We start from the raw sequence: 19,886 nt of genomic DNA, 5'->3' as shown, positions 1-19,886 counted from the left end.
AGTACCTCGCGATCGGCGAATCGGACCGCATGACCTTGAAGTTCGTGAAGCCGAAAGTCTCGCGCTGAGCGATCAGGGGGCTGATGTTGGAGCTGCGGCCAACGTGCGGTCGAGGAAGGCGATCAGTCGGGTCAGGAACAGGGTGCGGTTCTCCGGCTTGTAGAAGCCATGGCCTTCGGCTTCGACCGCCAGCCATTCGTGCGGATGATCGGCTTTCTTCAGTGCCTTGCGCAGCTCCTTCGCCTGGTTGAACGGCACCCGTTCGTCTTCCTCGCCGTGGACGATGAACACCGGTGCCTTCAATCGATCGATGTATGACGACGGCGAGGCGGCGCGCAGGCTGTCGACGGAGTCGCCGATGGATTCGTCGATGTAGTTGCGCCCACTGCGGCGCTCGGAAATATCGCTGTCGGCCTTGAGCTTCGGCAGATCGAATACCCCAGCAAAGCTGACCACGCTGCGGAACAGATCGGGCTCGCGAATGCCGCTCATCAGCGCCGCGTAGCCGCCATAACTGGCGCCGGAGATGCCGATCCGGCCAGGATCGGCATAGCCCTGCTCGATGGCCCAGCGGGTGCCATCAATGATGTCGTCGATCATGGTGGTCGCCCAGCGGCGTTTCCCGGCGTCGGCAAACGCGCGGCCATAGCCACCGGAGCCGCGAAAGTTGACCTGCAGAACGGCATAGCCCCGCGAAGCGAGGGCCGCCGCTTCGTTATCGAAATTCCAGTCATCCCGGATCTGGAAAGGGCCGCCATGCGGATTGACGACCATCGGCAGCCGCTTCGCCTCCAAGCCGCGAGGCAGGGTCAGATAACCGCGGATTCGCTGGCCGTCACGGGCCTTGAAGTCGATCGGCCTGCGCTCCGGCATCACCGCCGGGTCCAGCCAGGAACTGCGGCCGACCAGCTGCACCGCCTTGATGGCCTGCGTATCAAACAAATAGAAGTTGCCCGGATTGCGGTCGCTGTCGACCAGTACGATCGCCTTGCTGCCATCGCGGGTCGTCGAACTGATACGAAGGTGCTGGCCGGGAAACGCTTTCAGCAGTACCGCCAGCTTTTCGCGTGATGGATGGTCGGTGTCGAGCAGACGAACATCCTGGCGTCCGTCCTGGAAGCGAACGGCAATCGGCTCGTTGCCGTCGAAAGACCTGACGACGTCCAGCAAGTCCGAGCTGTCGTCGCAGGCCAGCACCTTGCGTGCGCCGTCGGCGAGCTGCTGTTCGACGAGGCAATCGTACCGGCCCCCTTCGTCGGACCTCAGGAACACGCGCCGATTGTCGTTCGACAGGAACATCGGCCGGGTGGTGCTGCCTGCCGCCACCGGCAACTCCGACCAGGCTGGCTGCTCGGGTGTGCGCGAGTAGGAGTGGGGCCGGTTCTGCTCGTCCGAACCGTTGGCATAGCGCACGAAGCCGTCATCGTCAGCGACAAAGCGCACCGTCCCGCTGATCGGTGCCACCAACGCCTGATCGAGCATGCCGTTGCGCACACTCATGCGAAACACCGTCATCTTTTCCTTTTCGGCGATGTCACCAAAATCTTCAACGCTGATCAGGATGTGCTCGGGATCCTTAGGCAGGCTGCGAATCGGATAGCCGAAAGCCCTGACTGCCCGCGCAATTCCGGGGCGTGCGCCGGTGGACGTGGAGTTGAAGGGGAGGATGCCGCGAAAGCCGAACAGATATTGCTGCTGGGAGCCATCGACATTGAAGGCAATCATCTCGCCGGTGGCAAAGGGCGCTTCCAGCTCGCCGAAGTTCTCGGCCAGGCTCACCACCAGACGCTCATCGCTGGCCCACAGGTAGCCATTCGCCAAGCGATCTTCTCCCAGCGTCTGTTTGAGAATCAGCTTGCCCTGCCGCAGATCGAAGATCGCGACGCCGCGGCCGTTGCCCAGCGGAATGGTCAGGGCGACGTAATGCCCGTCTGGCGAGATCGAGGCATCGTCGAAGGAATCGTGGCGGGCGAAGTCGGCCAGCGGCACTTCGGCAAACGCCATGGTCAACGGCGCAAACAGCAGCAACACGACAATCAGCAGACGAGACACCGTGGTTCTCCCAGGTACGGCGGGGACAGCCCGATGCTGTCCTTGTGCGACCACCGCCTGCCGGCAGGCAGAAGCTGTGCCAAATCGCTGCGCCTTGCTACCCGTCAGTCCGTTGTTAACGAGTGCGGGGCCTGCGGGCCCTCAGTCCTCGGGCTCGTAAGCCAGATTCGGTGCCAGCCACTTCTCCGCTTCCTGCAAGGTCCAGCCCTTGCGCGTGGCGTAGTCGTGGACCTGATCTTTCTGGATGCGGCCGACGATGAAGTACTGCGATTCCGGATTGGCGAAGTACCAGCCGCTGACCGCTGCCGCCGGCCACATCGCGTAGCTTTCGGTCAAGGAAATGCCGGTGTTCGCTTCGGCGTCGAGCAGCTGCCACAGCGTGCCTTTCTCGGTGTGCTCGGGACAGGCCGGGTAACCGGGCGCTGGACGGATACCGCGATATTTCTCGTCGATCAGTGACGCGTTGTCGAGCTGCTCATCGGCGGCATAGCCCCAGAATTCTCGACGCACGCGCTGGTGCAGACGCTCGGCGAAGGCTTCGGCGAGGCGATCAGCCAGGGACTCGAGCAGGATCGCGTTGTAGTCGTCGTTGTCCTTCTTGAACGCTGCCACCCGTTCATGACAACCGATGCCGGTGGTCACCGCGAAGCCGCCGACCCAGTCGTGCACGCCAGTGGATTTCGGTGCGATGTAGTCGCCGAGACAGCGGTTCGGCACGCCGGCGCGGTGCTCGCTCTGCTGGCGCAGATTGCGCAATGTGTGGATCACCGTGCTGCGTGATTCGTCGGCGTAGACCTCGATGTCGTCGCCGATGCTCGCCGCCGGAAACAGACCGATGACGCCGTTCGCGGTCAGCCATTTTTCGGCAATGATGGTGTCGAGCATTAGGTTGGCGTCGGCGAACAGCTTGCGCGCTGTTTCACCGCTTGCCGGGTTGTTGAGGATGTCCGGATAGCGGCCCTTCAGTTCCCAGGAGATGAAGAACGGCTGCCAGTCGATGTACTCGCGCAGCTCGGCGATCGGGTAATCGCGCAGCAGCTTGATGTGTTGCGCGGTCGTCGCCGTACCGGCTTCGCGGGCGCTGATGTGATGTTCCTGCTGGGCGAGCAGGCGCGGCTTGATCGGCCGGAAGGTCGTCCAATCGAGCGGGCTGGCGTTGGCTCGCGCATTGGCGAGCGACAGATACTTCTGATCACGATCCTTGTTCGCGTGGCGCTCGCGGATCGCCGCATATTCCTTGTTGGTTTCCAGCATCAGCGCCGCGCGCTGCGTCTCATCGAGCAAGGCGGACGCCACCGGCACCGAGCGCGAAGCATCCTTCACCCAGACGATCGGCCCCTTGTAGGCCGGCTGGATCTTCACCGCCGTGTGCGCGCGCGAGGTGGTCGCACCGCCGATCAGCAGCGGCAAGGTGAAGCCCTGGCGCTGCATCTCCTTGCCGAGGTGGACCATCTCGTCGAGGCTCGGCGTGATCAGGCCGCTGAGGCCGATGATGTCGACCTTGTGCTCGCGCGCGGCATCGAGAATCTTCTGCGCCGGCACCATCACGCCGAGGTCGATGACCTCGTAGTTGTTGCACTGGAGCACGACGCCGACGATGTTCTTGCCGATGTCGTGGACATCGCCCTTGACCGTCGCCATCAGGATCTTGCCCTTGGCCTGTGCCACGTCGCCGGGCTTCTTCTCGGCCTCGATGTAGGGGATCAGCCAGGCCACGGCCTTCTTCATCACGCGCGCCGATTTCACCACCTGCGGCAGGAACATCTTGCCGGCGCCGAACAGGTCGCCGACCACGTTCATGCCGGACATCAGCGGGCCTTCGATGACCTCGATCGGCCGGCCGCCACGCGCGAAAATCTCCTTGCGCAGTTCTTCGGTATCGGCTTCGACGAAAGCATCGATGCCTTTCACCAGCGCATGGGTGATGCGCTCGCCGGCCGGTAGCGAACGCCAGACTTCATCGGCGACCTCGACCTTGCTGCCATCGCCCTTGAAGCGCGGCGCGATCTCGACCAAGGCTTCGGTGCCATCGGTGCCTGACTTGCGATTGAGGATCACGTCCTCGATACGTTCACGCAGTTCGGGATCGATCTCCGAATAGATCACCAGCGAGCCGGCATTGACGATGCCCATGTCCATGCCCGCCTGGATGGCGTGGTACAGGAACACTGCGTGGATCGCTTCGCGGACCGGGTTGTTGCCGCGGAACGAGAACGACACGTTGGAGACGCCGCCAGAGATATGCGCACCCGGCAGATTGGCGCGAATCCAGCGCGCGGCTTCGATGAAGTCCACACCGTAGTTGTTGTGTGCTTCGATACCGGTCGCCACAGCAAACACGTTGGGGTCGAAGATGATGTCTTCCGGCGGGAAACCGACTTCATCGACGAGGATGCGATAGGCCTTCTCGCAGATCGTCTTGCGCCGCTCCAGCGTGTCGGCCTGGCCTTGTTCGTCGAAAGCCATGACCACGACCGCAGCACCGTAGCGGCGGCACAACTTGGCCTGCTCGATGAATTTTTCCGTGCCTTCCTTCATCGAAATGGAGTTGACGATCGGCTTGCCCTGCACGCATTGCAGGCCGGCTTCGATCACTTCCCACTTCGAGGAATCGATCATCACCGGCACCCGCGAGATGTCTGGCTCGGAGGCGATCAAGTTGAGAAAACGCACCATCGCGGCCTTGCCGTCGATCATGCCTTCGTCCATGTTGACGTCGATGACCTGCGCGCCAGCTTCCACCTGCTGGCGCGCCACGGCCACGGCCGCCGTGTAGTCGCCGGCCTTGATCAGATCGCGGAACTTGGCCGAGCCAGTGATGTTGGTGCGCTCGCCGATGTTGACGAAGCCCAGGCTGTCGTCGATGGTCAGCGGTTCCAGACCCGCCAGGCGGCAGGCGATCGCCGGCTGGCTCGGCACTCTTGGCGGCTTGCCGGCAACGAACTTGGCGATACTGCCGATATGGCCCGGCGAAGTGCCGCAGCAGCCACCGACGATGTTGACCAGCCCGCTGTCAGCGAACTCGGCAATGATCGCGGCGGTTTCGTCCGGCGTTTCGTCGTACTCGCCGAAGGCATTCGGCAAGCCGGCGTTCGGATAGCAGCTGACATAGCAGTCGGCGATCCGTGACAGCTCGGCGATGTACGGCCGCATGTCCTTGCCGCCGAGCGCGCAGTTGAGGCCGATCGCGAACGGCCGCGCGTGGCTCAGGGAATTCCAGAATGCTTCGGTGACCTGTCCGGAAAGCGTGCGGCCGGAAGCATCGGTGATGGTGCCGCTGATGATCACCGGCAGCTTGTAGCCGCGCTCCTCGAACACCTGCTCGACCGCGAACACCGCAGCCTTGGCGTTCAAGGTGTCGAAGATCGTTTCGATCATGATGATGTGCGCGCCGCCGTCGATCAGGCCGCGCGTGCACTCGGCGTAAGCGGTGACCAGCTTCGCGTAGCTGACGTTGCGGGCGCCGGGATCGTTGACGTCCGGCGAGATCGACGCTGTGCGATTGGTCGGCCCGAGGGTGCCGGCGACGTAGCGCGGCTTGTCCGGCGTCGAGGCGAGATCGGTCTCGATGCGGGCGATGCGCGCCGCCTCGAAATTCAACTCGTAAGCCAGTTCCTCCATGTGGTAATCCGCGAGCGAGATCGTCTGCGAATTGAAGGTGTTGGTTTCGAGGATGTCCGCACCGGCCTGCAGGTACTTGCGGTGAATCTCGCGGACGATCTCCGGCTGGGTCAGCACCAGCAGATCGTTGTTGCCCTTCAGATCGTGCGGCCACTCCTTGAAGCGCTCGCCGCGATAGTCGGCCTCGCTCAGGCGATAGCCCTGGATCATCGTGCCCATCGCACCGTCGATGATCAGGATCCGTTCGCGGGCAATCGCATCCAGCTGGGCTGCGAGGGCGGCGGGGTCGAAGGACAGCGGGGCGTCGAGCATTGCAGGCATCCGTGTGAACGGCGCGATTGTATCCTTCCATGCGGATAGGCAGATACGTCGGGCCTCGGCAACGAGCCGGCACGCTCATTCCGATCCCGATGCCGGCCGTTGACAAGCGCAGTCAAATTGGCCAACATTTATTAACCGAACGGTTTATTAATAACCGCAACAAACGAGGAGGAGCAAGACAATGTCGACGATGACCGCATCCCCAGCAGACTGGAAGGACAAGAAACGCTATCTATGGCTGCTCGGCGTGTTAGTCATGGGCCTGCCGATCTACGGCTACGGACTCGTGCAATGGACCGGGCTGTCGCTGTTCTGGTGGCTGACGCCGATCGTCGTCTACGCGGTGATCCCGTTCCTCGATCGTCTGATCGGCGAGGACAACGAGAATCCACCCGATGCCGCCATGACCCCGCTGAATGCCGATCGCTATTACCGCTGGGCGGTCGCCGCGGCGATCCCGGTGCAGTACGCGACCTTCATCTGGGGCACCTGGATGGCGATCACCGGCGACCTGCGCTGGTTCGAGATGCTCGGCCTGTTCATCTCGCTCGGCATGGCCTCGGGCCTGTCGATCAACGTCGCCCATGAACTGGGCCACCAGACATCGAAGATCGAACGCTGGCTGGCCAAGATCGCGCTGGCGCCGGTCGCTTACGGGCACTTCTATGTCGAGCACAACCGCGGCCACCACGTGCGGGTGGCGACGCCGGAAGATCCGGCCACGTCGCGCTTCGGCGAAACCTTCTACGAATTCCTGCCGCGCAGCGTGCTCGGCTCGGTCGCCTCGGCCTGGGAACTCGAAAAGACCCGGCTGGCGAAACAGGGCAGCAGCGTCTGGTCGCTCGGCAACGACAACCTGCAGGCCTGGGGTCTGACCGTGCTGCTGTACGGCACGATGGTCGCCTGGCTCGGCTGGCTGGCGCTGCCGTTCATGCTGTTCCAGGGGCTGTTCGGCGGCGCGCTGCTCGAGGTCGTCAACTACCTGGAGCACTACGGCCTGAAGCGCGAAAAGAAGGCCGACGGCAGCTACGAGCGCTGCCAGCCGCATCATTCGTGGAACTCGAATCACCTGGCGACCAATGTGCTGCTCTACCATCTGCAGCGGCATTCCGATCACCACGCCTACCCGACGCGCTCGTTTCAGACACTGCGCAATTTCGACACCCTGCCGCGCCTGCCGAACGGCTACGCCGGCATGATTCTCCTCGCCTACGTGCCGCCACTTTGGTTCCGGGTGATGAACCCGAAAGTGGTCGCCCACTTCAACGGCGACATGACGCGGGCGAACATCAAACCCTCGATCCGCGACCGGGTATTGGCGCAGTACCGCAGCGCGACCGCATAATTGGGGCCAGTGCGCGCTTGGCGCGTGCTGATTACAGAGCGGTGCAGCAGCAGAGCCGGCCCCATTCCGGCCTGCGCTGCACCGCTTTCATTTATCCAATCTGATGGGGTTCGCGATGAAGAAGTGGCGTTGTCTGGTCTGTGATTTCGTCTACGACGAGGCCAAGGGCGTGCCGGACGAAGGCATCAAGCCGGGGACGCGCTGGGAAGACGTACCGGAAGACTGGACCTGCCCGGACTGCGGCGCCGGCAAGGCCGACTTCCAGATGGTCGAGGTGGACTGAAGCTGTCCTGCCGCGTCGTTCGGACTCGATCAACGATGATCGTCCGACCGGCGCGGCAACCGCTGTCATCGCGGATGCGCCCGTCGCGCCGCGAACTTTCATCTCCAGTCGGCAGTCCACCGTTCGGCGCAATGCCGCTCAGGGTTCCGGATGCCGATGATTCGCTCGCTGCGCTTTTCCCTGTCTTTCGCGCTGCTGCTGGCGCTGGCGGGCTGCAGCACCGGGCTCAGACTCGCCTACCAGAACCTCGATCGCCTGGCGCTGTGGACGCTCGACGATTACGTGTCGCTGGACAAGGCACAGAAAGCAGCCTTTCGCCGCGAATTCAGCGCGCTCCAGGCCTGGCATCGCAGCACCGAGCTGCCTTTGTACGCGGCTGATCTGCGCAGCCTCGCCAGCGCGTTCGAGCAGGACCCGGCGCCACGCGAGGCACTCGAACGCGCGATGAGCCAGGTCGAAGCGCATGGCGAGCGCCTCTGGCAACAGGCACAGCCGGCGACGGTGAGCTTGCTCGCCTCGCTGCGCAACGAGCAGATCGACGAGTTCAGCCAGCGCACGCGTAAACAGATCGATAAGGAGGAAGCCAAGCGCGCAGAGGAAACGCCGGCCGAACGTCGCAAGCACTGGCTGAAAGAGCAGCGCGAAAATCTTGAACGCTGGACCGGCCGCCTGAACGATCACCAGAAACAGCTGCTCGAAGCCGGCTGGGAACGCCGCGTACCCAGTTTGCTGAGCCCGGAGCAGCGCAAGGCGCAGCGGCTGGCCACCTTCGAAGAATTCGTCACTGTGCTCGCCACGCGCCACGAACCGGGTTTGATCGACCGCCTGACCGCCAACGGCGACGAGCGCGAACAGGAACGCAGCGCCCGCGATTCGGCCCGCGATCGCAGCCTGCTGATCGAACTGCTGCAGGCCTGCGATGCAAGCCAGCGTCAGCATGTGCGCGAGCGCCTGCTCGAACTCGCCGACGATTTCGACGCGCTGGCCCGACCGGCCCAATCGGCCCAATCAGCCAGGACCGCAAAGCCCGCCGCCGCGTCCATCCCGTAGTCCGCCGCGTAAGGCGGACATGCCCCTTCATTCCTTGCTGACCGGCCTGCTGGTCGCGGCCTTCATGCCGGCCGCCTTCGCCGCGTCCGATCCCTATGTGCCGACCGACGATGCCGAGGTGCTCGAGCACGTCGCCACCGCGCGGGCCGAGGCCGACAACGTGCGGGCGCTGAATGCCCAGCGGCGAGCGCTCGCGGCGCGGCCGGACGATCTTCCGGCGGCCGTTGCCTACGCCCGTCGCGCAATCGAACTCGGCCGCGCGACGGCCGATCCGCGCTATCACGGCCAGGCCGAATCGGCGCTGAAACCCTGGCTGAGCTTGGCCGAGCCGCCGCCGGTGGTGCGCCTGCTGCGCGCCACCTTGCGCCAGCAGCGCCATGACTTCAGCGGCGCGCTCAGCGATCTCGATCAGCTGATCATCCGCGACAACGGCAATGCCCAGGCGCGTCTGACGCGAGCAACGATCCTGATGGTGCAAGGCCGCCCCGCTGATGCATTGGCGGACTGCAATGCATTGATCGCTGCGCATGGCGATCTGATCGCTGCGGCCACCTGCATCGCCAGCGTGCGCAGCCTCGATGGCCATGCGAGTGCGGCGATCGAAGTGCTCAGCGCAGCCATCTCTGAATCAGCGACTGCCTCAGCCGGCGAGCGGCTGTGGGCGCTGACTGCGCTCGCCGAAATCGAGGCGCGGCAAGGCCGTGATGCCGAGGCCGGCAAGCACTTCGTAGCGGCCATCGCCTTGCTGCGCGCCGCCGGCGACCACGATCCCTACCTGCTGACCGCCTATGCCGACTACCTGCTCGCGGCAGGCCGCGCCGCCGAAGCGCGCGAGCTGACCAAGGACAGCCGGCAGATCGACAACCTGCTGCTGCGGCTGGCGCTTGCCCAGGCCGCGCTCGGCGATCCCGGCCTCGCCGACAGCCTGGCGCAGCTCGATGCCCGCTTCACCGAAGCCGGGCTGCGCGGCGGATCGGTGCATCTGCGCGAGGAAGCGCTGTACGCGCTCCGGCTGCAGCACGATGCCGCCCGCGCCGTCACGCTCGCCACCCAGAACTGGCAAGGCCAGCGTGAACCGGCCGACGCCCGGCTGCTGCTCGAAGCGAGTCTCGCGGCTGCACAGCCGGCCGCCGCGCAACCGGCGCTGGCCTGGCTGCAGCAGACCGGCATCGAAGACCCGGCGCTGCACAAGCTTGCGGACCTGCTGCGTGCGGGAGCCAGCCGATGAGCCGCGCAATCCGCAGCCTGGTCGGACTGATGCTGCTGCTCGGCAGCATCGGCAGCGCCGAAGCGCACAAGGCCAGCGACAGCTTCCTGCGGCTGAGTGTCGACGGCAGCACGGTCAGCGGCCGCTGGGACATCGCGCTGCGCGATCTCGATTTCGCGATCGGGCTCGATCGCGATGCCGATGGCGCCATCACCTGGGGCGAAGTACGCAAGGCTGAAGCGGCAATCGATGCCTATGCGCTGAGCCGGTTGAAGCTGAGCAGCGACAACCGACCCTGCACCCTTGAAGCAACACCCGGCCTGCAGATCGCCGAACACAGCGACGGCCGTTATGCCGTGCTGAGCCTGAAGGCCTCGTGCCCGCAGACGCCGGCGAAACTCGGCATCGCCTATTCGCTGCTGTTCGACATCGATGCCCAGCATCGCGGCCTGCTCAATCTGTCACTGGCTGGTCAGACTCAAACCGCCGTGTTCGGGCCGGATCGCGGCACGCAAAGTTTCGAGTCCGGCCGACCGGCCGATGTCTTCCGCAGCTATCTGATCGAAGGCCTGTGGCATGTCTGGACTGGCGCCGATCACATGCTGTTTCTGGCCGGCCTGTTCCTGCCGGCGGTGTTGCGCCGACGTGCCGGCGGCTGGCAGCCGGCCGAGCGTCTGAGCACGGCGCTGCGCGATACCGCCGCGCTGGTCACCGCGTTCACCCTGGCTCATGCGACGACGCTGGCGCTGGCCGCCAGCGGCGCGTTCAGCCCGCCGTCGCGCGTGGTCGAATCGCTGGTCGCCGCCTCGGTGCTGTTTGCCGGGCTGAACAATCTGCTGCCGATGGTTCATCGCCAGCTGTGGCTGCTGGCGGGCTTTTTCGGCCTGATCCATGGCGCGGCGATCGCCGGCGCGCTGCTCGAACTCGGCCTGCCGACCTCTGGCCGGGTCTGGGCGCTGCTGGCTTTCAATCTCGGCGTCGAGTTCGCACAGCTGGGCCTGATCGCCATCGTCGTGCCGCTCTGCTTCGCCGGCCGGAACTCGGCGCTGTTCCGCAACGCGGTGCTGGTGCCGGGCTCGATCCTGGTCGCCCTCGCGGGCCTGGCCTGGCTGCTGCAGCGGGCGCTGGGCCTGCCGATTCCGATGCCGTTCTGAAGCCATCCGGCGACACAAAAAAAGAACCCCGCCAGGGGCGGGGTTCAAGGCTTACAGCGGGGGTTCGAGCGGGGATGGCTTGATCAGATCAGCAGGCCGTCGTACAGGGTCGGCGTTTCGTCCGACGGGTCGATATCCAGCACGTTGATGTCGAACGGCAGCGCGGTTTCGCTGGTCTGGGCGAAAGCGTCATTGACGACCGCCGCGAGCGCCGGGCCGGTCGGGCCATCGGGTGCAGGCGCTGGCGCCGGCGCTGTACCGCCGCCATCACAGGCGGCCAGCACGGCACTGGCCAACAACAGAACTAGCAGGGACTTCTTCATCGTTCGTCTCCTCTGCCGGCTCAGCCTGCGGACGGTGGGTTGATGACGCCGTTGCTGCCGTTCGGCGAGCCGCCGAGTGGCGCCTTCAGGTACGGGAAGGTGACGTCGAACTGCGAAGCGTCCTGCAGCGTGCCGTCGGTGTAGACCTGATAGGCGCCTTCGGGCGTGCGGTTCGGATTGGCGGCGCCGAGCAGGAAGCCTTCGACCACCGACAGTTCGATGTCGACGATGTCGTCACCCGGACGGCGGCCGTTCGGGAAGCCGGCCGGATCGCAGCCCGGATTGGTCAGCAGCAGTTCGCCAGCCGGCGTGAAGCACAGCGCGGCGCCGACGTTCTGCTGAGCCGCCACCGGAGTCGCGGCGATCGCCGTATTCAGGCGAAGCATTTCAGAGGCGACCACACCGGTCGGCTGGTTGACGTTGGCAACACCGGTCAGGAACGCGGCGACGATGTCGTTGCGCGGCACCGGCGGCACGTTGGCAGCCGCGCCGAACAGCACGTTGAGCAGCACCGGCAAGGTCGGGTTGGTGACATAGGTGGCGAACTGGCCATCGTTCTTCGGCTCTGAGGCGTTGAACTTGTCCTTGTCGTCGATGCCGATCACCACTTCATTGACCAGCGGCGAACCAAGGCGCGAAACCTGGGTCCAGGCGCCGCCAGACACTTCCGGTCCGAAGCTGCGCGGGCTGGCACCGGTCGCGGTGACCGGACCCTGCGGTGCCGGGTTCAGCACCCGGGCCTGACGCAGGCTGGACGTGGTCCAGGCACCGATGATCGGCTGCGTGGTGGACGCCGTCAGGCAGTTGGTCGGCACTTCCAGCGCCAGCGTGGTGACGTTCTTGTCGACCGTGGCGCTGCCCTTGATGTTGCGGGCACCGAGCGGATTCAGGTTGACCAGGTCGAACACTTCGCCAAGGTTGACCGCAAAGCCTTCCTTGCGCTGGCCGACGAACATCCGGCCCGGCGTCGCACAGCTCGGAATATTGACCGTGTAGATGTACTGGTTGGCGTAGGCCGCGTAGTCCGGAATCGACTTGCTGCCGATGTTGTCGACCGGCTTGGTGAACGTGGTGCCGCCGCCGACGGCATTGGTCACCGGCATCACGTTGGCACCGCGGCGCGGGCCGCGAACCAGGCTGACCGTGTAGGTCTCGCTGCGGTTCAGGGTCGGCACATTGCCGGTCGGCGGCAGGTTGATCAGCGGGATCGACAGATTGCTGGCGGCGCCGGTCGGCACGGCGAGCCTGTTGAAGGTGTTGGTGAAGCGGAACTGGAAAGTCAGGTCCTCGACCGCATCGGCGTTGTTGTCGATGTGGATCTCGTACAGGGCCTGCGGGTTCAGCGCGAAGTAGTTCGGGCCACCGTAGGCGTCCTGCAACGGGTTGTAGTTGGCGATCAAGGTGACGAAGCCGCTGCGGCCGGCTTCGTAGCTGTTGAACATGTAGAAATCGGTGCCGTCGACGCTGGGGTTCTGCGCAATGAACGGTGCCTCACGGTGGCTGGACGCCTGGGCCGTCAGGCTGGCGGCAGCCGCTAGCGCGAGCGGAATTACATTCCTCATGAACATGTTGATCTCCGATGTCGTTATGGGTGTGGCGGGCGACGATCCGCTCGTGTGCCGACCGTTCTCTTGGCCTTACTCGCCGTCATCGGCATCAGATGCAGCGGCCTGTGTGATTGCTCACCCCATCGGCTAGACTTCGCACGGCCGAAGCCCGAAACCCTGGGAACTTCGGCTTTTTCGTGCATATCACGTCTGCAATCGAGGATTGTCCATGCCGGTGAAAATTGCCGTGCTGAAGGAAACCCGCGCCAACGAGCGCCGAGTGGCGCTGGTTCCTGCCGTCGCCGACAAGCTGACCAAGCTCGGTGCCGAACTGCATATGCAGTCTTCCGCCGGCGACGCCGTGAAGCTGCCGGATGCCGCGTTCAAGAACGTCGCATTCGCCGTCAACCCGCAGGGCCTGGTGTCGGATGCCGACATCGTCCTCGCCGTTCAGCCGCCCAGCGTCGAAACCGTTGGCGCGATGAAGGAAGGCGCGATCCTGCTGTCGTTCGTCTACGCCCACAAGGAAGTCGAACTGGTCAAGGCGCTGCGCGACAAGAAGATCACCTGCTTCGCGATGGAGCTGGTGCCGCGCATCACCCGTGCGCAGTCAATGGACGCGCTGTCGTCCCAGGCTGCGCTCGCCGGCTATTACGGCGCGCTGATGGGCGCCACCAGCATCGCCCGCATGATGCCGATGACCACCTTCGCCACCGGCTCGATCAAGCCGGGCACGGTGCTGGTGATGGGCGTCGGCGTTGCCGGCCTGTCGGCGATCGCCACCTCGCGCCGCATCGGCGCCAAGGTCGAAGGCTATGACGTGCGTCCGGAAGTGAAGGAGCAGGTCGAATCGCTCGGTGCCAAGTTCATCGACACCGGCGTCGACGCCCGTGGTGCCGGCGGCTACGCCCGCGAGCTGACTGACGAGGAGAAGGCGAAGATCGCCGCCGTCGTCACCAAGCACATCCAGGCGGCCGACATCATCATCACCACGGCCGCGATCCCGGGCCGTCCGAGCCCGAAGCTGATCTCCAAGGCGCAGGTCGATGGCATGAAGGCCGGCAGCGTGATCATCGATCTCGCGGCGGAAGGCGGCGGCAACACCGAGTACACGGTGCCCGGCGAAACCACCACGGTCGGCCAGGTGACCATCGTCGCGCCGCTGAACGTGCCGAGCCTGCTCGGCGAACACGCCAGCGAGCTGTACGCGAAGAACCAGTACAACCTGATCGAGCTGTTCCTCAAGGAACAGGCGATCAACCTGGACTGGAACGACGAGATCATCGCCAAAAGCTGCCTGACGCACGGTGGCGAGATCAAGAACGAAGCGGCAAAAAAAGCCGTGGAGGCCTAGGCTGCCATCGGGCTCGCATTGAGCGAATCCGCATGCCGGTAAACAGAAATCCATGCACTCGGCCAAGCCCCTGCATACCTATGAGAGCCAATTCTCGGTAACTGCGCCGGAATTGGTGCTGCCGTACGTTTTCTCGCTCGTTCATCCAGAAACCGTCATCGATGTCGGCTGTGGCATCGCGACCTGGTCAGCGGTCGCGAAGTCCCTCGGCTGCACGGTCAAGGGCGTTGATGGACCTCATGTTCCTGTTGAAAAACGGCTGATTTCCAGTGACGAGTTCGTCGAGATAGACTTGTTGGACTTCAAGGCGTCGGGGCGCTTTGATCTGGTGATCTGCCTGGAGGTTGTTGAACACATCCCGGAAGCGGGTGCAGACCGGTTCATAACGGCATTGTGTTCATCGGCAGACGTCATTCTTTTTTCCGCGGCAATTCCATTTCAGGGTGGCCAGAATCATGTCAATGAGCAATGGCCCATCTACTGGCAAAGCAAGTTTGCGGATCACGGGTTCAGGATGCTTGATGTCCTGAGACAACATTTCTGGCAGGAGTCCAGGATCAACTGGTGGTATCGCCAGAACATGTTTCTTGTTTGCAAGAACGATCACCCGCTGGCGAGCGGCAGCAGGGAATTTGACGGCAGCTCCTTCATTCATCCGGAACTGTTCCTGCTCAAGGCGGCATCTGCATCCGGACGAAGACGCGGATTGAAAAGACTGTTGTCATTTTTCAAGCCTGCTTCACGTTCGATTCACTGAGCACATCAACAGCGTCGCGAACTGGACTCTCAAGTTCGTCGCGAATGCCCGACGCAAAGATAAAGAATTGACGCCGACACAATCTCAAGTTTACGGGGCCTGACCATGCTGACCGGATTCATCGCGCTGTACATCTTCATGCTTGCCGCCTTCACCGGCTACGAGATCATCGGCCGCGTGCCGTCGATCCTGCACACGCCGCTGATGTCGGGCTCGAACTTCGTGCACGGCATCGTCGTCGTCGGCGCGCTGTTCGCGCTGCTCAACGCCACCTCGGTGACCGAGCAGGTGATCGGCTTCGTCGGCGTGCTGCTCGGTGCCGGCAACGCCGCCGGTGGCTACGTGGTGACCGAACGCATGCTGCAGATGTTCAAGTCCTCGGACAAGAAGAAGGCTTAAGACCGACATGACCGCTCAACTCATCATCGACGCCAGCTTCCTCGCTGCCGCCTTTTTGTTCATTTATGGTCTGAAGCGCATGTCCTCGCCGGTCACGGCGGCCTCGGGCATTCGCGTCGCCGGCCTCGGCATGCTGGTCGCCGTGCTCGCCAGCTTCCTATACGTGTTCAACGTCAACGAAGCGGCCAAGCCGCACCTGATGGTCAACGCCGCGCTCGGTGCCGTGGCGCTCGCCATCGGCCTCGGCTGGGCCTGGACCAGCGGCAAGAAGGTGGAAATGACCGCGATGCCGCAGATGGTCGCGCTCTACAACGGCATGGGCGGTGGCGCCGCGGCCGCGATCGGCGCGGTGGAACTGTTCCGCACGTCGGCCGAGCACACGCTGATTCCGCTGGTGGTCACCATCATCGGTTCGCTGATCGGCGCGATCTCGCTATCCGGTTCGGTGATCGCCTGGGCGAAGCTCGACGGCCGCATCAACGGCGTCTGGCGCTTCACCGGCCTGCAGATGATGAACGGCACGTTCTTCATCGCCACCCTCGCCCTCGGCCTGTACATCGCCTTCGGCGCCCACGGCCATGCGCCGGTGTGGATGACCGCCTCGTTCTTCGTCCTGGCGCTGATCTTCGGCGTGCTGATGACGATGCCGATCGGTGGTGCGGACATGCCCGTGGTGATCTCGCTGTACAACGCCTTCACCGGCCTCGCGGTCGGCTTCGAAGGCTTCGTGCTGCAGAACCCGGCGCTGATGATCGCCGGCATGGTGGTCGGCTCGGCCGGCACCCTGCTGACCCTGTTGATGGCCAAGGCGATGAACCGCTCGGTCAGCAACGTGATCTTCTCCAACTTCGGCGCCACCGGCACCGAGGAGCAGGGCGAGATCAAGGGTTCGATGAAGCCGGTCGATGCCGGCGACGCCGGCATCAACATGCGCTACTCGTCGAAGATCATCATCGCCCCGGGCTACGGCCTGGCGGTGGCGCAGGCCCAGCACAAGCTCTACGAGTTCGTGAAGCTCTGCCAGGACGCCGGCGTCGACGTGAAGTTCGCGATCCATCCGGTGGCCGGCCGCATGCCCGGCCACATGAACGTGCTGCTCGCCGAAGCCGGCGTGCCCTACGACATCATCTACGACATGGAAGACATCAACGGCGAGTTCAAGGAAGCCGATGTCGCGATCGTCATCGGCGCCAACGACACCGTGAACCCGGCCGCCCGCACCAACAAGAGCAGCCCGATCTACGGCATGCCGATCCTCAACGTCGACCACGCCAAGCAGGTCTACGTGGTCAAGCGCGGCCAGGGCAAGGGCTACTCGGGTGTCGAGAACGAACTGTTCTTCGCCGACAACACCAACATGGTCTACGGCGACGCCCAGAAGGTGCTGGTGCAGATGATCCAGGCGGTGAAATCCCTGGATGGCGGCCACTAGACCGCCGGGGCTGGATGGCGGCGGTCACTGCGTTGCAAACCGCCCCTCGCTTGCGCGCTGCCGCCGTACAAGCTGAGGACCGCCGCCGTGGGGCCTGCTCACTGGCTCCGTAGAATCGCGCAGCGTCGCCATTGAGTTGCCCGGCATCGCCACGATGCTGCACAACGCCGTCGGCTTTCTGCATACGGCAGCCGCCAAGTTGCCGATCGGCGCCGTTCGGTTGGGATCACAAGTCGGTGCGGCTGTCATGTGCATCCAGACGCGGTCAGTGCGAGGCCTTCCGGTTACTGCCACGCCTGCGCCAGGCGCGTGGCGACAGGCCCGTCCATGACTTGAAAGTGCGGCTGAAAACGGCGAGATCCCCGAATCCCAGATTCATCGCCAGCGAAGTCAGGCCGATGTCGCTGCCGTCCAGATGCTCGCACGCCAGTCGCTCACGGGCCTGACGCAGCAGCAGGCCGAAGCCGAGCTGCTGACGCTGCAGCTGCGCCTGCAGGGTGCGAGGCTTCAGCTCCACCAGATGCGCCACGCGCTCCAGGCTGCAGTCGCCGGTCGGCAGCAGCGCGACGATCGCGCGCTCGACCTGCCGCTCCAGACTCAGCGGGGCCTGCCGCCAGCCGCCACGCCATTGCGCGCTGAGTCGCTCGCGCACGGCCGTGTCGATATGCACCGGCAACTCGAACAGAGAGGCCGGGTAGAACAGCTGGTTCGACGAGGCGCCGAATGTCGGCGTGACCGCGAAGGCACGACTCCAGGAACGGGGGTCGTGCGGCGCCGGCAGGTCGAGCTCGACGCGGTCCGGCTTGAGCCCGGTGCCATGCAGCTGCGAGATGCTGCGTGCCAGCAGCGCCATGCTCAGGGCCAGCAACTGTGCACAATCCGTCTGCTGTGCAAAGGCCAGGCGCATCGCCAGCGAAATCCGCTGGCGACCGGCATCGACGTCCACCTCGATGCCGCGTGCGTGGAAGCCGAGGTTTTTCTGGAGCAGCGTCAGCGCGTCTCCGACGCGGGCCTGAAGGCATAGCCAATTGCCCAGCGCGCCGACGACTTCCAGCCCCTGCCGGCTGCCAAGACGGACCCCGAAGTCGGGCGCGCGGCAGCGCCGCGCCGCCAGCGTCAACAGGTCCGCCAGCGCCGGGTAAGGAATGTAAAGGTCCGGATCGCGCAGTACGCCGGGAGCCAGGCCGACTTCCTCCAGCAGATCGAGCGGGCGCTGGCCGAGCTCCTCGACGAGCTCGGGGAAGCCCTGCAAGCCACCGCTGCGAACCAGGTACTTCATGGATGCAGACGCTCGTGCATGCGCGAAATATCAAATTGATCTGCGTGATTTGTCAAATTATCAAGGGGCCTGCGACCTAATCTGGCGCCCATCGGCAAACCCGACGCAGAAGCGGCCGCCGAACCCGCAAGAATCTGAAGGAGAGATGTCATGGCGTTACCGCCGCTGGTTACGAATCACAAGGAATTGCTGACCCTCAACACCCGGGAGCTGCCGCTGTACGAGAACGCGCTGCCCGGCATTCATCTGCAGCCCCTGATGCTCGACACCCATCGCGGCATCTGGGTGCTGCGCGTGCTGTTCGAGGCCGGCGTGCTGCTGCCGCTGCACTACCATACCGGCGCGGTCCACATGTGGACGCTGTCCGGCAAGTGGAACTACGTGGAGTTTCCGGAGCAGCCGCAGACCGCTGGCAGCTACCTCTACGAGCCGGGCTCCTCGATGCACACCTTCATGACGCCGAAGGACAACAGCGAAGTCACCGAGACCTTGATGCACGTCGAGGGCAGCAACGTCAACTTCGACGCCGACGGCAATTTCGTCGGCTTCCTCGACGCCAACTCGCTGACCTTGCTGCTCGACCACCTGGTCCGGGAGCGCGGCCTGAAGCCGGCGCGCTACATCCGCCCGCAGCAGCCGGACTACACCGCCGCTCGCTGACCGGACACCGCCGCGACGTTCCGCAAGAGGACGCCCGGTACTCATTGGAGGAGTCGTCATGAAGACTGCAAAAATGCCCCTGGGCGCCGGCGGACAGCGCCCGCGCGCACCGAAGTCGGTGTTCGTGACCGGTGCCAACGGTTTCATCGGCCGCGCGCTGATGAGCCGCTACCGCGCGCTGGGCTGCGAGGTGCGCGGCATGGACCTGAAGGCCGATGCGGCCTGGAACGTCGTTGCCGGCAATCTCACGAGCCCCCGCAGCTGGGCGGCGCATGCCACTGGCTGCGAGCTGTTCATCAACACCGCCGCCGTGGTGTCGCTGGCGGCGCAGTGGCAGCCCTACCGCGACGTGTCGGTACAGGGCGTGCGCCATGCGCTGGACGTGGCGATCGCCGGAGGCGCGCAACGTTTCCTGCAGTATTCCTCCATCGCCGCGCTCGGCTGGGACTACCCGGACGGTGCCGACGAGAAGACGCCGGTGGTGATCGGCGATCAGTACCGCTACGGCGTCGCCAAGGGAGCCAGCGAGCATGTGGTGCTGGCCGCGCATGCCGCAGGCGAAATCGAATGCACCATCGTGCGGCCGGGCGATGTCTACGGCCCCGGGTCGCGCGCCTGGCTGATCGAGCCGCTGAAGATGGCCAGAGCCGGCATGCTGATCCTGCCCAATGGTGGCAGCGGGGTGTTCACACCGGTCTATATCGACGACCTGCTGGATGGCACGATGCTGGCCGCCGGCCTGCCCGAGGGCAGTGGCCATATCTTCATCCTCACCGCCGGCACCGCCACCACTTGCCGCGAGCTCTTCTCCACGCACTGGCGCTGGGCCGGCCGCAAGGGTGCGCCGCGCAGCCTGCCGCTGTCCGCCGCGGTCGCGCTGACCACCGGTCTCTGGAAACTCAACCAGGCCATCGGCCGCCACGACGAGGTGACGCCGGACACGATGTACATGTTTGCGCGCAAGGGAAACATCTCGATCGCCAAGGCACAGGCGCGCCTCGGCTACCAGCCGAAGGTGGATCTCGCTGAAGGTCTGCGCCGTTCCGAGGCCTGGCTGCGCCAGATTGGCGAACTGCACGCCTCCCCTTCCGAATAGGCCATC

General features: G+C 64.5%; 16 protein-coding genes. 11 read left to right on the top strand and 5 right to left on the bottom strand.

Annotation, left to right across the window (positions count from 1 at the left end):
* Positions 1–72: 72 nt before the first annotated feature.
* Complete coding sequence (locus tag Q0D45_RS00300) at positions 73–2,052, bottom strand: S9 family peptidase (RefSeq protein WP_293387114.1); 1,980 nt, start codon at positions 2,050–2,052, stop codon at positions 73–75.
* A gap of 141 nt (positions 2,053–2,193) precedes the next feature.
* The gene (gene metH, locus Q0D45_RS00295) at positions 2,194–5,985 is read right to left on the bottom strand and encodes a methionine synthase (RefSeq protein WP_293387112.1); all 3,792 of its coding nucleotides are present in this window, start codon (positions 5,983–5,985) and stop codon (positions 2,194–2,196) included.
* Between the two features lie 190 nt (positions 5,986–6,175).
* Between metH and Q0D45_RS00290 the strand changes: the two genes are divergently transcribed.
* The 5 genes from Q0D45_RS00290 (at position 6,176) to Q0D45_RS00270 (ending at position 11,033) form a co-directional block, all read left to right on the top strand.
* Positions 6,176–7,339: an alkane 1-monooxygenase gene (locus Q0D45_RS00290; protein WP_293387110.1), complete on the top strand. Its 1,164-nt coding sequence runs from the start codon at positions 6,176–6,178 to the stop codon at positions 7,337–7,339.
* 115 nt (positions 7,340–7,454) lie between these two features.
* The gene (locus Q0D45_RS00285) at positions 7,455–7,622 is read left to right on the top strand and encodes a rubredoxin (RefSeq protein WP_022976369.1); all 168 of its coding nucleotides are present in this window, start codon (positions 7,455–7,457) and stop codon (positions 7,620–7,622) included.
* A gap of 156 nt (positions 7,623–7,778) precedes the next feature.
* Complete coding sequence (locus tag Q0D45_RS00280; RefSeq protein ID WP_293387107.1) at positions 7,779–8,672, top strand: DUF6279 family lipoprotein; 894 nt, start codon at positions 7,779–7,781, stop codon at positions 8,670–8,672.
* A 19-nt stretch (positions 8,673–8,691) separates the two neighbouring features.
* Positions 8,692–9,900, top strand: a complete 1,209-nt coding sequence (locus Q0D45_RS00275; RefSeq protein WP_293387105.1) for a hypothetical protein — start codon at positions 8,692–8,694, stop codon at positions 9,898–9,900.
* The gene (locus Q0D45_RS00270; protein ID WP_293387103.1) at positions 9,897–11,033 is read left to right on the top strand and encodes a HupE/UreJ family protein; all 1,137 of its coding nucleotides are present in this window, start codon (positions 9,897–9,899) and stop codon (positions 11,031–11,033) included. The genes Q0D45_RS00275 and Q0D45_RS00270 overlap by 4 nt, the downstream gene beginning before the upstream one ends.
* Positions 11,034–11,116: 83 nt before the next feature.
* Here the strand turns inward: Q0D45_RS00270 and Q0D45_RS00265 are convergent, their stop codons facing one another.
* Positions 11,117–11,356 (bottom strand): hypothetical protein, encoded by a 240-nt coding sequence (locus Q0D45_RS00265; protein ID WP_293387101.1) that lies wholly within the window; start codon positions 11,354–11,356, stop codon positions 11,117–11,119.
* Positions 11,357–11,376: 20 nt separating this feature from the next.
* The gene (locus tag Q0D45_RS00260) at positions 11,377–12,918 is read right to left on the bottom strand and encodes a DUF4331 domain-containing protein (protein WP_366946290.1); all 1,542 of its coding nucleotides are present in this window, start codon (positions 12,916–12,918) and stop codon (positions 11,377–11,379) included.
* 214 nt (positions 12,919–13,132) lie between these two features.
* On the opposite strand from Q0D45_RS00260, the gene Q0D45_RS00255 reads away from it, so the two are divergent.
* The 4 genes from Q0D45_RS00255 (at position 13,133) to Q0D45_RS00240 (ending at position 16,845) form a co-directional block, all read left to right on the top strand.
* A complete protein-coding gene (locus tag Q0D45_RS00255; protein ID WP_293387097.1) occupies positions 13,133–14,257 on the top strand; it encodes an NAD(P) transhydrogenase subunit alpha in 1,125 nt (374 codons plus the stop codon).
* A 52-nt stretch (positions 14,258–14,309) separates the two neighbouring features.
* Complete coding sequence (locus tag Q0D45_RS00250) at positions 14,310–15,014, top strand: methyltransferase domain-containing protein (RefSeq protein ID WP_293387095.1); 705 nt, start codon at positions 14,310–14,312, stop codon at positions 15,012–15,014.
* A gap of 105 nt (positions 15,015–15,119) precedes the next feature.
* Entirely contained in the window at positions 15,120–15,413 is a 294-nt protein-coding gene (locus tag Q0D45_RS00245; protein ID WP_022976376.1) for an NAD(P) transhydrogenase subunit alpha, read from the top strand.
* A gap of 7 nt (positions 15,414–15,420) precedes the next feature.
* On the top strand, positions 15,421–16,845 hold the full coding sequence (locus tag Q0D45_RS00240) for an NAD(P)(+) transhydrogenase (Re/Si-specific) subunit beta (protein ID WP_293387092.1): 1,425 nt from the start codon (positions 15,421–15,423) through the stop codon (positions 16,843–16,845).
* 265 nt (positions 16,846–17,110) lie between these two features.
* On the opposite strand, the gene Q0D45_RS00235 is transcribed toward Q0D45_RS00240, so the two are convergent.
* Positions 17,111–18,124 (bottom strand): AraC family transcriptional regulator, encoded by a 1,014-nt coding sequence (locus tag Q0D45_RS00235; RefSeq protein WP_293387090.1) that lies wholly within the window; start codon positions 18,122–18,124, stop codon positions 17,111–17,113.
* 150 nt (positions 18,125–18,274) lie between these two features.
* Here Q0D45_RS00235 and Q0D45_RS00230 point away from each other — a divergent pair, with 150 nt between their 5' ends.
* Both Q0D45_RS00230 and Q0D45_RS00225 read left to right on the top strand, forming a co-directional pair.
* Positions 18,275–18,784: a 2,4'-dihydroxyacetophenone dioxygenase family protein gene (locus tag Q0D45_RS00230; RefSeq protein WP_293387088.1), complete on the top strand. Its 510-nt coding sequence runs from the start codon at positions 18,275–18,277 to the stop codon at positions 18,782–18,784.
* Positions 18,785–18,842: 58 nt separating this feature from the next.
* Positions 18,843–19,880, top strand: a complete 1,038-nt coding sequence (locus Q0D45_RS00225) for an NAD(P)-dependent oxidoreductase (protein WP_293387086.1) — start codon at positions 18,843–18,845, stop codon at positions 19,878–19,880.
* Positions 19,881–19,886 lie beyond the last annotated feature (6 nt).

Source organism: Nevskia sp. (assembly GCF_023266035.1).
Lineage (GTDB): Bacteria > Pseudomonadota > Gammaproteobacteria > Nevskiales > Nevskiaceae > Nevskia.
Note: the sequence above shows the minus strand (reverse complement) of the source record. Positions and strands in the feature narration are given on the sequence as shown.

Coding starts and splice junctions, on each gene's coding strand:
- metH (WP_293387112.1), bottom strand. CDS start 5,985: ATGCTCGACGCCCCGCTGTCCTTCGACCCCGCCGCCCTCGCAGCCCAG.
- Q0D45_RS00290 (WP_293387110.1), top strand. CDS start 6,176: ATGTCGACGATGACCGCATCCCCAGCAGACTGGAAGGACAAGAAACGC.
- Q0D45_RS00285 (WP_022976369.1), top strand. CDS start 7,455: ATGAAGAAGTGGCGTTGTCTGGTCTGTGATTTCGTCTACGACGAGGCC.
- Q0D45_RS00280 (WP_293387107.1), top strand. CDS start 7,779: ATGATTCGCTCGCTGCGCTTTTCCCTGTCTTTCGCGCTGCTGCTGGCG.
- Q0D45_RS00275 (WP_293387105.1), top strand. CDS start 8,692: ATGCCCCTTCATTCCTTGCTGACCGGCCTGCTGGTCGCGGCCTTCATG.
- Q0D45_RS00270 (WP_293387103.1), top strand. CDS start 9,897: ATGAGCCGCGCAATCCGCAGCCTGGTCGGACTGATGCTGCTGCTCGGC.
- Q0D45_RS00265 (WP_293387101.1), bottom strand. CDS start 11,356: ATGAAGAAGTCCCTGCTAGTTCTGTTGTTGGCCAGTGCCGTGCTGGCC.
- Q0D45_RS00260 (WP_366946290.1), bottom strand. CDS start 12,918: ATGAGGAATGTAATTCCGCTCGCGCTAGCGGCTGCCGCCAGCCTGACG.
- Q0D45_RS00255 (WP_293387097.1), top strand. CDS start 13,133: ATGCCGGTGAAAATTGCCGTGCTGAAGGAAACCCGCGCCAACGAGCGC.
- Q0D45_RS00250 (WP_293387095.1), top strand. CDS start 14,310: ATGCACTCGGCCAAGCCCCTGCATACCTATGAGAGCCAATTCTCGGTA.
- Q0D45_RS00245 (WP_022976376.1), top strand. CDS start 15,120: ATGCTGACCGGATTCATCGCGCTGTACATCTTCATGCTTGCCGCCTTC.
- Q0D45_RS00240 (WP_293387092.1), top strand. CDS start 15,421: ATGACCGCTCAACTCATCATCGACGCCAGCTTCCTCGCTGCCGCCTTT.
- Q0D45_RS00235 (WP_293387090.1), bottom strand. CDS start 18,124: ATGAAGTACCTGGTTCGCAGCGGTGGCTTGCAGGGCTTCCCCGAGCTC.
- Q0D45_RS00230 (WP_293387088.1), top strand. CDS start 18,275: ATGGCGTTACCGCCGCTGGTTACGAATCACAAGGAATTGCTGACCCTC.
- Q0D45_RS00225 (WP_293387086.1), top strand. CDS start 18,843: ATGAAGACTGCAAAAATGCCCCTGGGCGCCGGCGGACAGCGCCCGCGC.